We start from the raw sequence: 12,824 nt of genomic DNA on the forward strand, positions 1-12,824 counted from the left end.
GTTGCCGTTGGAGTCCTGTGCGATTAGGCGCTGAAAACAATCCAGTGGTTTCGAGGTAAGCCCTCGACCGAAAGGCGCATCGAAAGATGCGCTTTTTTTATTTATAACCGGAAAACAAATTAATGCTGCAGAATATTCGCGACAATATCCAGGGAACCGCAGCCAAGGTCATTATTGGGATTATTGTCATTCCCTTCGCTTTTTTTGGCGTAGACAGTTTGTTCAGTGGCAGCGGCCAAACACCCGCTGCCGTCGTCAATGGCGAAGACATTTCGGAACAGTCGCTTTTGCAAGCGGTCGCCCTGCAAAAACGTCGCTTAATCGGCATGATGGGCGACAGCGTCGATCCCGCCATGTTGGACGACAGCGTGCTGCGGGGGCCGGCATTAAATACCTTGATCAAACAGCAGTTGCTGCTGCAAACCGCGGATGACGCCAATGCGGTGATCTCAGACGCCCAGCTCAATCGGGTTATTGTGGGTATGCCGCAGTTCCAAGAGGACGGGCGTTTCTCTCAACAACGTTACCAACAAGTGCTGCGCTTGCAGGGCTACAGCAGCCAATTTTTTAAAGAATTACTGCGCTCAGATCTGCTTATTCAGCAACTTTCCGCGGCAATCTCATCATCCAGTTTTGTTACTGATGCCCAACTGAACAACTATATTCAGGTGGCCTTTGAAGAGCGCGACTACCACTACCTGACAGTGAAGGCGGATGACTTTGTCGACACGGTGTCGGTCTCTGAGGAGGAGATAGAGGCCTATTACCAGCAGAACAGTGCTGACTATGTTAGTGAAGAGCAAGTACGTTTCAGTTACCTGGAGCTAAACCAAGAAGACTTTTACCAGGCGGTGGATGAGTCAGCCTTGCAACGAGAGTATGAGCGCTTGCTTGCTGCCAGCGAAGAAGATGTGCAGCGTGAAGCTGCCCATATCCTCATAGAAATCGGTGGCGGTGAGAGTCGGCAAGATGCGCTGAAAAGCGCTGAAGAGATTCGCCAGCGAGTGGCCGCAGGTGAAGATTTTGCGGAACTCGCCAAGCAATACTCTGATGACATTGGCTCTGCCGGCGACGGTGGCCGTCTCGGTTTTACCAGCGGTGATAGCTTCCCCACAGAGTTTGAAGCGGCACTGGCCGTACTGGAAGAGGGAGAAGTCTCTGCGCCTGTGGAAACCGAGTCAGGCGTACACCTGATTAAACTGCTAAGCGTTCGCCAGCCAGAAATGGCCAGTTTCGAAGAGATGAAACCTGAACTCACTGAGCAGCTTCAGCAACAGCAAGCCAAGCCGCGCTTTGTTGCAGCTGTCGAGGACCTGCGAGACCTGGTGTTTAATGCCGAGGACCTCACATTACCTGCAGAGGAAATGGAGCTGAACGTGGCGCGCAGCGAGCTGTTGGAACGAAGCAGTAACGAAGGTTTGTTCCAGTACGAAGCGGTAAAGCGGGCGGCCTTTAGTGAGTCATTGAGGGAGGCCGGTCACAACAGTGAGGTGATTGAGCTAACGCCGGAGCGCTATGTGGTTCTGCATGTTGAAGAGTACAAAGCGCCAACGCCCAAACCCCTGGAACAAGTTCGCGACAGCGTAGTCACCGCTTTAAAGGCCCAAAAGGCATCTCAAGCCGCGGCTGAACGCGCCGAGTCGATAGCCAATGCGCTGCGGGAGGGCAGCACCATGGAATCTCTTGCCAAGCAGAACGAGCTTGAATGGGACGCCGTTGTGGCTGGAACTCGTAACGATCTCGCTGTCGAAGCTCCGTTGCGCCAGCAGGTGTTCGCAATGCCCAAGCCTGAAGCGGGCAGCAACACGGTGAGCGTGACACAAACCGACGAAGGCAATCACTATGTTGTCAGCCTTCTAGCTGTTAGAGCGGGACAGCCCAATAGTGTATCGCAAGAACAAATAGCACAAGCACGACAGGGTTTGCAGCGCCGACAAGCCTCTGAAGATTTTGCCCACTACTTTAATGTCCTTTGGCAAAACGCTGACATTAAAATCAATTAGCCACATCCGAGCAGGTAGTGGTAGTAAAGGATGTATAAAAATAATGCACATTGATAATTCCCGCCGGGTGCTCCAGCCCGGCCAGGTGGATATCTGGTTTTGCGCCACGCAAGATCGCCGCCTGGATAGTCACTTTAAGAACTACGAAGCGCTGATCTCCGACGAGGAGCGCGAGCAGTATAAGCAAATGGCATCCAGCGACCAGGGCCGGGATTACCTTATCAGTCGGGCTCTGCTGCGTACGGTGCTCGCTCAATATTGTGACGCCGCGGCGGATGAGCTAGCCCTCAGTACCAACGAGTTTGGCAAGCCGCAGCTGGACACCCAAAACAGTGGGCTCCAGTTCAACACCGCCCACAGCCCGGGGCTGACCCTCTGTGCGGTGTCCAGTGCCGAAGTCGGTATCGACGCGGAATATCACAGTGATGCCGGTGGCATGCTGGATGCTGCTGATGACTATCTTTCCGCTCGCGAACTGCAAGCATTGCGGAGCCATCCCGCCGACGGGCAATTATCTCTCTTTTTCCGCTATTGGACTTTGAAGGAGGCTTATCTAAAAGCCAGAGGGGAGGGCTTGTCCACTCCGCTCCATGACTTCTCAATCATCTTGGATGGGGGGGAGTTTGCTGAATTTGACGGGCCTGATTCGGAGCAATGGGATTTCCGTGTATTGGCCCAAAACGAGCAGTACACGGTCTCACTGGCGCTTCGCGAACACATTGAGTCATTAAACTATTTTCAAACCATCCCTTTGGCGACCGACGAAGAGCTGCCTACGGCTGGCGAAGGCCTGCCGAAATACGAGGCGCGCAGCGCAAACCGCTTGACGGGATAAGTAGAGGTTAAGCACGACCCCATGTACAGAATTCTTACTCTGAATAATATCTCCATCAAAGGCCTTGAGCGCTTGCCTCGGGACGAATACGAAATTGCCAGCGAATTCAGTAGCCCGGATGCCATTTTGCTGCGCAGCCACAAACTGTCTAACGACGATATTGCCAGCTCGGTAAAGGCAATAGGCCGTGCCGGTGCCGGCACCAACAATATTCCCGTCGGTGAGTGTACCCAACGGGGTATAGCGGTGTTTAACAGCCCCGGTGCCAATGCCAATGCGGTTAAAGAACTGGTGATCTCAGCCTTAACGCTTGGATCCAGAGGCATCCTCCCAGGTATTGCCTACGTCGATACATTGGCGGATATGACCGACGGCGCGGCAATGTCCAAGCTGTTGGAGAAAGAGAAAAAGCGTTTCAAAGGGCGTGAGCTAGCCGGCAAAACGCTGGGCATTGTCGGCTTGGGAGCGATTGGTTCCATGATTGCCAGAGCGGCTTTAGACCTGGGTATGGACGTCATTGGCTACGACCCGGCGCTGTCAGTGGATGCGGCCTGGCGGCTACCCAGCTCGGTTCAGCGCATGGATAACATCGGCAGTCTTTTTGCCCGCGCGGACTATATTACCTTGCATTTGCCGGTATTGGACGCAACCCGCGGATTGGTCAATGAAAGCCTGCTGAAGAACTGCAAGCCCGATGCCTGCCTGTTAAATTTCGCCCGGGAAGAGATCGTGGATACCGACGCGGTGGTGCAGGCATTGGATGAGGGCATCCTGAGGCAGTTTATTACCGATTTCCCATCGCCGGCATTAATTGGCAGAGACGACGTGATTTTGATGCCGCACATTGGTGCCAGCACCGATGAGGCAGAGGAAAACTGTGCGGTAATGGCCGCGGATCAACTGCGGGACTTTCTGCGTAATGGCAATATCAGAAACTCGGTCAACTTCCCGAACCTTCAGCTGGAGCGCAGCGGCGAAGTCAGATTGGCGATCACCAATCGCAATGTCCCCAAAATACTCAACAGTATTTTAGGGATTCTCGCCGATGCCGAAATTAACATTGTCGACATGCTCAATAAGAGTCGGGAAGACATTGCGTACAATTTGATCGATCTCGGCAGTGATGTCAGCGATGAGCTGATTACGCAAATACAGTCACTGGAAGGTGTGATTAATGTCAGGGTGATTGCCTGACATCGCCTTCCACAGGGGAGGGCAGTATGGCGAGTTTAGAACATTTGGAAACTCTGTTGGCCGATCAGCGCGGTCGGCCACCCATTGAAAAATGGCACCCGGAATTCAGTGGCGATATCGATATCGTGATACGCCGGGATGGCAGCTGGTGGCACGAGGGCGGGGAAATCCGCCGCTTTGAGCTGGTCAAATTGTTTGCCTCGATTCTTCGCCGGGAGTCTGACGGCGAGTACTATCTGGTGACGCCAGTTGAGAAATGGCGTATCACTGTAGAGGACTTACCACTCTCGATTGTCGATGTTGAATGCGCGTCGGATCATTCGCGGATCGCAGTGAAAACCAATGTCGAAGAGTGGTTGGAGCTGGGTGCGAGTCACCCCTTAACGGTCCATTACCAGCCGGGAAGCGATGAGCCACAGCCCTCGGTAAGGGTGCGCCATGGCGTTGATGCACGGGTGAATCGCAGTTGTTTCTATCGCATGGTGGAGATGGGTGAGCAGGAACAAGACCAGCTCATTCTCACTGCAGGCGGAGAGACCTTTGTGTTGGGTCCAATATAACCATCGCGCTGCATCGGGATAGATAAAAAATATCAGTAAAAGAAAAAGGGGCCGCTAGGGCCCCTTTTTTGTATCGCGCGTCTTTGTCCGAGCTACATATTGGGGTAGTTTGGACCACCCAGGCCTTCAGGGGTTACCCAGACAATATTTTGAGACGGGTCTTTGATGTCACAGGTCTTACAGTGAACACAGTTCTGACCGTTGATCTGGAAGCGAGGCGTGCCATCGTCATCTTCAACCACTTCGTAAACACCCGCCGGGCAATAACGCTGAGCTGGCTCAGCGTATTTGGGCAGATTTTCTCGAATTGGCAGCTCAGGGTCCTTGAGAGTCAAGTGACAGGGCTGGTCCTCTTCGTGGTTGGTGTTTGACAGGAACACCGAGCTCAAGCGGTCAAAGCTGAGTTTGTTGTCCGGCTTGGGATACGTGATCTCGCTGACCTCAGACACCTGCTTCATCTGCGCGTAATCCGGCTTGGTGTCTGCCAGAGTCCAGGGCAGCTTGCCACCGAAAATATTGATGTCGATAAAAGCGTAAGCGGAACCGATGAAGTTACCGTACTTGTGCTGTGCCGGGCCAAAGTTGCGCTGTTCGTAGAGTTCTTTGTACAGCCAGGAGCCTTCGAAGGCCGCTTTATACTCGGAGAGTTCCTGACCGGTTTTCTCTTCTTCAGTAATGGCCTTGTGAACCACCTCTGCGGCCAATAGGCCGGATTTCATCGCTGTGTGGCTGCCTTTGATTTTGGCAAAGTTCAGGGTGCCAGCGTCGCAGCCAATCAGCAGACCGCCGGGGAAGGTCATCTTGGGCAAGGACTGCAGTCCGCCTTTGGAAATGGCCCTGGCGCCGTAGGATACTCGCTCGCCACCTTCCAGATACTGCTTGATCACCGGGTGCTGTTTAAAGCGCTGGAATTCCTCAAAGGGCGACAAATAGGGGTTGTCGTAGCACAGGTCTGTGATCAGGCCGAGGGCAACTTGATTGTCTTCAATGTGGTACAGGAAGCTGCCACCCAGGGCGCCGTTCTCGGCCAGAGGCCAGCCAGTAGCGTGGACGACTTTGCCCTGCTCGTGCTTGTCGGCATCGATTTTCCACAGCTCTTTAATGCCGATACCGTAGTGCTGAGGGTCTTTGCCTTCGCTCAGCCCGAATTTCTCGATCAACTGCTTGCCCAGATGGCCTCGGCAACCTTCCGAGAACAAGGTGTACTTGGCGTGCAGCTCCATACCGGGCATGTAGCTGTCTTTCTGGCTGCCGTCAGCGGCGATACCCATGTCGCCAGTAGCAATACCCTTTACGCTGCCATCATCGTTATAAAGTACTTCAGCAGCGGCGAAACCGGGGTAGATTTCCGCACCCATCCCTTCGGCCTGCTCGGCCAACCAGCGGCACAAGTTACCCAGGCTGATAATGTAGTTGCCTTCGTTGTGCATGGTTTTGGGTACGGCGAAGCCGGGGACTTTGACCGCTTTCTCTTCGCTGGTCATGTAGTAGATATCGTCGCCGGTCACTTCGGTATGGAGGGGCGCGCCTTTTTCTTTCCAATCGGGGAACAGCTCGTTCAGGGCGGTGGGCTCAAAAACCGCGCCGGAGAGGATGTGCGCACCGACTTCGGAGCCTTTCTCCACCACGCAAACACTGATGTCTTTGCCGGTGGTTTCGCTTAACTGACGAATTTTGCAGGCCGCTGACAGACCAGCGGGGCCCGCCCCGACGATCAGGACGTCAAACTCCATAGATTCGCGTTCCACAAACTCTCTCCTCTCTGCTATGGGTGCTCACCCTTATAAATAGGTGCTTTTTTCACCAAGTCGAAACGCGTAATTATAAGGTTCGACGCATGAAAAGGCTACTCGACCCAGATTTTAGCTACTGCCCATCTGTTTTCGGCTGGCGGCTGAGGACATTTTGTAACATCTTGAAATAACAACAATAAATTGCTGTTGATCCAGCGGCAATTAAACTCATGCATACCGACTATAACGGCTTTTAATGCCCCGGTTTTGTTGACCTGTGGAGCCTTAGGCGTCAATATAACGGCGCTTTTTTATCGAGGCACGGTCCATTTGTAATCGCTTTTAGCGGTTCGCTGCGTAAGGACACATGCCATTTCAATTCATTTACGCGTGTACTACTGGGGAATCCATGAAGGTTCTTGTTGCTGTCAAACGAGTCGTTGACTACAACGTGAAGGTGCGTCCCAAATCAGACGGCACCGACGTTGATCTAAACAATGTCAAAATGGCGATCAATCCATTTTGTGAAATCGCTGTTGAAGAAGCGGTTCGCCTTAAAGAGAAAGGCGTAGCTACCGAGGTTGTGGCTGTCTCCATCGGCCCCAAAGTGGCTCAGGAGCAGATCCGTACTGCTCTGGCACTGGGTGCAGACCGGGGTATCCTGGTCGAGACCGACGAAGCGGTACAACCCCTGGGCATTGCCAAGCTGCTGAAAGCCGTTGTCGACAAAGAAGAGCCACAACTCGTCATCCTGGGCAAGCAGGCCATTGACGGTGATAACAACCAGACTGGTCAGATGCTGGCTGCACTGGCAGGCATGGCTCAGGGCACTTTTGCTTCTGAGGTGGCGGTTGACGGTGAAAGCCTCAACGTTACCCGGGAAATCGACGGTGGTCTGCAGACGGTCAAACTGAACCTGCCCGCTGTCGTGACGACAGATCTGCGCTTGAACGAGCCGCGCTACGCGTCTCTGCCCAACATCATGAAGGCCAAGAAAAAGCCTCTGGATACACTGACTCCCGACGAGTTGGGTATCGATGTAACGCCCCGGGTTAAGACCCTGAAGGTCGAGCCGCCGGCAGAGCGTCAAGCTGGTATCAAGGTCGCCGACGTGGCCGAACTGGTAGACAAACTGAAGAACGAGGCGAAGGTATTCTAAATGAGCATTCTAGTAATCGCAGAACACGACAATGCCTCGATCAATGGGGCGACCCTGAACACCGTCACCGCTGCCAAAGAAATCGGCGGTGATATCGCTGTACTGGTTGCTGGCGAAGGTTGTGGCGCTGCTGCGGAAGCGGCAGCCAAAATCGACGGCGTCAGCAAAGTACTGGTTGCCGATAACGCCGCTTACGGCCACCAACTGGCGGAAAACGTCAGCCTGCTGGTAGCAGAGTTGGGCAAAGATTACGGTTATATCCTGGCTCCCGCGACCACCAACGGCAAAAACATGTTGCCCCGCGCGGCAGCACTACTGGACGTGGCGCAGATCTCAGAGATTATCTCGGTAGAGAGCGGCGACACCTTTAAGCGTCCTATCTACGCAGGTAACGTTATTGCCACTGTTCAGACAGATGACCCCATCAAGGTGATCACTGTCCGTGCCACAGCTTTTGATGCCGCAGCGGCCGAAGGCGGCTCTGCCAGTGTTGAAGCGGTTGATAGCGCTCACGATGCGGGTAACTCCAGCTTCGTCGGCGAAGAACTGGCCAAGAGCGATCGCCCCGACCTGACCGCAGCTGATATCGTCATCTCAGGTGGTCGCGGTATGCAAAACGGCGACAACTTCAGCATGCTGTACTCCATTGCTGACAAGCTGGGTGCCGCGGTCGGTGCTTCTCGCGCCGCTGTAGATGCTGGCTTTGTGCCCAACGACATGCAGGTGGGTCAAACCGGTAAAATCGTAGCGCCTGGATTGTACGTCGCTGTCGGTATCTCCGGTGCGATCCAGCACTTGGCGGGTATGAAAGACTCTAAAGTCATCGTCGCCATCAACAAAGACGAAGATGCGCCCATTTTCCAAGTGGCCGATTACGGCCTGGTAGCCGACTTGTTCGACGCGCTGCCTGAGTTGGAAAAAGCGATCTAATCTGGCTTTAAGCGACTAAGCTAGCAAAAGCCCGGTGACGTTAACGTCTCCGGGCTTTTTTTTTGCCCCGACTTTTAAAACGCGGCACTTATAGACAGTGGCACCAGTGCGAAACAGGTGAGTACAAGTAGACTGGGCAAATGCCTATTGGGTATGCTGTAAGCAATCATTTTCATCTGGGGTGTGTGGTATGAAAAAACTTGGAGTATTACTGTTAGCCTTACAAAGCAGTGTGTTGGTGGCGGCTGAACTTAAACTCGACAACAGTGAGTCGGCGCTTAATTTTGTCAGCACTAAAAACGCCCAAGTCGCCGAAGTCCTGAGTTTTGACAATCTGCAGGGCAGCGTTGATACCAGCACCGGCAAAGCCAATATCGGCATCGATCTGAGCAGCGTCAATACCGGTATAGATATCCGCGACGAGCGGATGCGCACCTATTTGTTCGATACTGCCAATAATTCCCAGGCAACCTTTACGGCTACCGTAGACATGGCGACGCTCCAGGACCTAAAGGCCGGGGAGCAATCTGTGGTGAAACTTGAGGGTGAGTTGAATCTGGCTGGCCAGAGTAATTCTGTCGCTATCGACGCAGATGTGACGCGTTTGACAGGAGGTGGTTACCAGGTGGCGACTCGAGCCCCGGTGATCCTAAAGGTCGATGCCTTTGGCCTGACGCCAGGTGTGGCCAAACTTCAGGAATTGGCAGGCTTGAACAGCATCAGTGTTGCCGTACCGGTAACCTTCTCTGTGGTATTTCGCTAACACCCTTCGCTGTGGTTAATCCCGGCGCAGTGAATCATTAATGGCAATGGGCGTCGGGTAGCGCATAACGACAATGTAGGATGACACCACAAAGGTAAGTATGGCAGTGGCCTGAATCAACAGGGACGCTGCCTCACCAATCAATGCCATTTCCAGCGCCACATAGGCGATCAGCAGTGAAAATTCGCTGATCTGTCCCATCCTGAAACCCAAGTCCCAGGCCAGCTTTCGAGAGTGCATCATCTTTGCGGACAAATAGCGGAACACCACCGGCTTGATGGCCAGCATCAGGGTGGCGAGAACCAGGGACGCAAAGAGAATTTCGCTCAGTAAGCCGACATTGAAGCGGGCACCCAGAGAGAAGAAAAACAGGATCAGGAAGAAATCCCTTAAGGGTTTCAAGCTGATAGCAATGTACTGGGAGATAGGGCTTGTGGCCAGGCTGATGCCTGCCAGAAAAGCCCCCATCTCCACTGATAGCCCCATAATGTGCGCCAGCTCAGCCATCCCCAGACACCAGCCAATGGCCACCAAAAACAGGTATTCATGGAAGCGGTCAAAGCGCTGCAGCAAAGGCAATATGGCAAAGCGAACTGCTGCGAAGGCGATCAGAATTAACACCGGGAAGGCGATCACTGTCTTTAGCAGGGCAACACCGGAAAACTCCCCCAAGCTCATACTGAAGAGTATCAGCAGCACAAAAATGGCGATCATGTCCTGAATTAACAGCAGTCCCACCATCAGCTCGCCGGTGTAGCGGTGGTGCAATACCGTGGTGGGTAGCAGCTTTATGCCGATGATGGTGGAGGAAAAAATCATCGCTGCGCCAATGATCCAGGACTCCCGTTGAGTAAAGCCAAAAGCCAAAGCCACTAGGTATCCCACCGCCATAAAGATCAGTGAGCTGATCACCGCAACCCGGCTGGTCTGTTTAATGGTGGAGACCAGGGACTTGGGCTGCATATCCAGGCCCAGCAAAAATAACAAAAAGATTATGCCGAACTCGGCGACTTCGGCCAGGAGGTTGACGTCGGTGACCCAGGCCGCACCGTAGGGGCCAATAAGCGCGCCCAGAGCGATATAGGCGATAAGAAGAGGTTGACGGGTTAGCAGAGCCAGAGAGGCGAGTAGGGCGGCGCCACTAAAAATAAAGAAAAACGTTGTTGTCAGGTTAATGTCCACGGCGGCTCTCCTCTGGGAAAGGCCATGATACACAGTTGACCCCGTTCAGGTCAGGTCTGAAACGGGGTCCTTATCAAGACGGGGCAATTGCAGTACTGAGCGTCTCAGGCCCGGCGTCGAAACAGTGGCAAGGGTTGATCAACGCTTGGCTGGTAGCACTCGTCGAAGTCTCTGAGGCTTGCCAATGCGGCTTCCAAGTCATCGTTGTCCAGGGCGAAACTGTTCACACCGCAGCGCTGAAGGTAAAACAGTTGGTCCCGCATAAAGTCGCCGATGGCACGGATTTCACCTTCAAATCGGTGTTGCTCGCGGAGTTCCCGGGCATAGGAAAAGCCCCGGCCGTCGGCGAATTTGGGAAAGTCGATAGCCACCAATGGCAGCGCATCGAGACTGTCGGCGATTAACTTGGGTGTTTCGTCACTGGCCAAAAATACTGCGACCTCACCCAGGGTCTGTAATGCCTCGCGTTGTGATTGCCACAACGAGACAGGAACGATGACCCGGCCCTGTTGAGGCAGGGTTTCGCTGTCGCGCCATACCGTCCAGCTATCCTCGACAACGCTTCCGTCTTTAATGATCTTAGGCATAGACGCGCTCCTTGAAGGGGTCGATACCGACCCGGCGATAAGTATCTATAAACTGCTCGTCCTCGTGGCGAATCTCAACGTAGGTCGTGAGAATCTTTTCCATCACATCAGGGATATCGTCCTGGGAGAACGACGGTCCCAGGATTTTGCCCAGCGAGGTATCGAGCCCGGCATTACCGCCCAGGGAAACTTGGTAAAACTCCTGGCCTTTTTTGTCTACGCCGAGAATGCCGATGTGGCCGATGTGGTGGTGGCCACAGGCGTTCATGCAGCCGGAGATGTTCAAGTCGATATTGCCCAGGTCATACACGTAGTCGATATCGTCAAAGCGGCGCTGAATGGCTTCGGCGATGGGAATCGATTTGGCGTTGGCCAATGAGCAAAAGTCGCCGCCGGGGCAGCAGATAATGTCGTGCAGGGTACCTACAGTGGGCGCGGCCATATCTGCGTCCCGAAGCTCCTTCCACAAGGCCAGCAACTGCTGTTGCTCCACATCGGGCAGCACAATGTTTTGATTGTGGGTAGTACGAGCTTCCCCAAAGCCATAGCGCTCCGCCAGGTCGGCGACGACTTCAAACTGCTCGGCGGTAATGTCGCCGGGGGCGATGCCCACTTCCTTGAGAGACAGGGTGGCTATCGCGTAGCCATCCTGTTTGTGGGGGTGGACGTTGTGTTGCAGCCAGCGGGCAAACTCGGCATCCTCAAGAGCCAGCGCTTGCATATCCTGATTTTCCAGTTCGCGGTAGGCAGGGCGCTGGAAAAAGGACTGGGCCCGTTCAATTTCCTCATTGGTCAGGGTTATGGCGCTGTCTTTGATATGAGTCCATTCCTCCTCGACCTTGGCCTTAAATTCCTCGGCGCCCATGGCCCGCACCAATATCTTGATCCGCGCTTTAAACTTGTTGTCCCGACGGCCGAGCTGATTGTAGACCCGGAGAATCGCCTCCAGATAGCTCAGTAAGTGCTCGGCGGGAAGGGCGTCGTGAATGACACTGCCGATAACGGGGGTACGACCCAGGCCGCCGCCGACAATGACGCGGAAGGCGGTGTCGCCGGACTCGGTTTTAACGATCTGCAAACCGATGTCGTGGACCATCACCGCAGCGCGATCGCTTTCTGAGCCGCACACACCAATTTTGAATTTGCGGGGTAGAAAGGCGAACTCAGGGTGAAAAGTGGACCACTGGCGGATAATTTCACACCAGGGGCGGGCGTCTTCAATCTCGTCGGCAGCAACCCCAGAGAACTGGTCTGCGGTGACATTGCGGATGCAGTTGCCGCTGGTTTGCACGGCGTGCATCTCTACCTCAGCGAGCTCCTCAAGGATGTCGGGTACTTCTTCAAGCTGTGGCCAGTTGAGCTGAATATTCTGCCGGGTGCTGACGTGGGCATAGCCCTTATCGTAATCCCGAGTAATCTTGGCTAGGCGGCGCAGCTGGGTGGCATTGAGGGTGCCGTAGGGCACGGCAATGCGCAGCATCGGCGCCAGGCGCTGAATATACAGGCCGTTTTGCAGACGCAGAGGCAGGAATTGCTCCTCGCTGATTTGCCCGTCCAGGTAGCGGGCGGTCTGGTCGCGGAATTGGGCGACCCGTTGTGCGATGATTTTGCGGTCGTAATGATCGTAGGTATACATAACCCATCCAGTATTAAGTCATGCCCAATGCGTTAGCGCCGCGTGTCGCTGCTGTCTGGTGGCAGGGGGCGTCACGCGGCGCTAAACAATTGGGTGGTGTATTCGACTAATTAGCGCAAATTTTAAAAGCTAATCGGCTCAGTCTCTAACGCGTTTTGCGGATAAAGCTTATGAGGGGACTCGATTAAGCACTTTGGCTCAATTGTCGGCGCGAAGCCGTGGCCTCAGGTTGGAATCTGGTA

Annotated in this window: 11 protein-coding genes; 7 read left to right on the forward strand and 4 right to left on the reverse strand. The window is 54.1% G+C overall.

The window, feature by feature from the left end; genetic code table 11:
• Positions 1-122: 122 nt before the first annotated feature.
• From I6N98_RS08700 to I6N98_RS08715, 4 genes are read left to right on the forward strand one after another with little or no spacing between them, the layout of a single operon-like run.
• Positions 123-2,003 (forward strand): SurA N-terminal domain-containing protein, encoded by a 1,881-nt coding sequence (locus tag I6N98_RS08700; RefSeq protein WP_198571377.1) that lies wholly within the window; start codon positions 123-125, stop codon positions 2,001-2,003.
• Between the two features lie 43 nt (positions 2,004-2,046).
• Positions 2,047-2,838, forward strand: a complete 792-nt coding sequence (locus I6N98_RS08705; protein ID WP_198571378.1) for a 4'-phosphopantetheinyl transferase family protein — start codon at positions 2,047-2,049, stop codon at positions 2,836-2,838.
• A gap of 21 nt (positions 2,839-2,859) precedes the next feature.
• Complete coding sequence (locus I6N98_RS08710; protein ID WP_198571379.1) at positions 2,860-4,032, forward strand: phosphoglycerate dehydrogenase; 1,173 nt, start codon at positions 2,860-2,862, stop codon at positions 4,030-4,032.
• A 26-nt stretch (positions 4,033-4,058) separates the two neighbouring features.
• A complete protein-coding gene (locus I6N98_RS08715; RefSeq protein WP_198571380.1) occupies positions 4,059-4,592 on the forward strand; it encodes a DUF1285 domain-containing protein in 534 nt (177 codons plus the stop codon).
• Between the two features lie 92 nt (positions 4,593-4,684).
• Here the strand turns inward: I6N98_RS08715 and I6N98_RS08720 are convergent, their stop codons facing one another.
• Entirely contained in the window at positions 4,685-6,340 is a 1,656-nt protein-coding gene (locus I6N98_RS08720) for an electron transfer flavoprotein-ubiquinone oxidoreductase (RefSeq protein ID WP_198571381.1), read from the reverse strand.
• Positions 6,341-6,734: 394 nt separating this feature from the next.
• Between I6N98_RS08720 and I6N98_RS08725 the strand changes: the two genes are divergently transcribed.
• The 3 genes from I6N98_RS08725 to I6N98_RS08735 all read left to right on the forward strand — a co-directional run bounded on the left by I6N98_RS08725 (position 6,735) and on the right by I6N98_RS08735 (position 9,177).
• Positions 6,735-7,484, forward strand: a complete 750-nt coding sequence (locus I6N98_RS08725) for an electron transfer flavoprotein subunit beta/FixA family protein (protein WP_198571382.1) — start codon at positions 6,735-6,737, stop codon at positions 7,482-7,484.
• Entirely contained in the window at positions 7,485-8,414 is a 930-nt protein-coding gene (locus I6N98_RS08730) for an electron transfer flavoprotein subunit alpha/FixB family protein (protein WP_198571383.1), read from the forward strand.
• Between the two features lie 190 nt (positions 8,415-8,604).
• Positions 8,605-9,177, forward strand: a complete 573-nt coding sequence (locus I6N98_RS08735) for a YceI family protein (protein WP_198571384.1) — start codon at positions 8,605-8,607, stop codon at positions 9,175-9,177.
• Between the two features lie 15 nt (positions 9,178-9,192).
• On the opposite strand, the gene I6N98_RS08740 is transcribed toward I6N98_RS08735, so the two are convergent.
• The 3 genes from I6N98_RS08740 to I6N98_RS08750 all read right to left on the reverse strand — a co-directional run bounded on the left by I6N98_RS08740 (position 9,193) and on the right by I6N98_RS08750 (position 12,582).
• Complete coding sequence (locus I6N98_RS08740) at positions 9,193-10,359, reverse strand: cation:proton antiporter domain-containing protein (RefSeq protein WP_198571385.1); 1,167 nt, start codon at positions 10,357-10,359, stop codon at positions 9,193-9,195.
• 104 nt (positions 10,360-10,463) lie between these two features.
• Positions 10,464-10,946 (reverse strand): DUF934 domain-containing protein, encoded by a 483-nt coding sequence (locus I6N98_RS08745; RefSeq protein ID WP_198571386.1) that lies wholly within the window; start codon positions 10,944-10,946, stop codon positions 10,464-10,466.
• Entirely contained in the window at positions 10,939-12,582 is a 1,644-nt protein-coding gene (locus I6N98_RS08750) for a nitrite/sulfite reductase (RefSeq protein WP_198571387.1), read from the reverse strand. The genes I6N98_RS08745 and I6N98_RS08750 overlap by 8 nt, the downstream gene beginning before the upstream one ends.
• Positions 12,583-12,824: the final 242 nt, after the last annotated feature.

The sequence above is a fragment of the Spongiibacter nanhainus genome, from assembly GCF_016132545.1.
GTDB classification, from domain to species: domain Bacteria; phylum Pseudomonadota; class Gammaproteobacteria; order Pseudomonadales; family Spongiibacteraceae; genus Spongiibacter; species Spongiibacter nanhainus.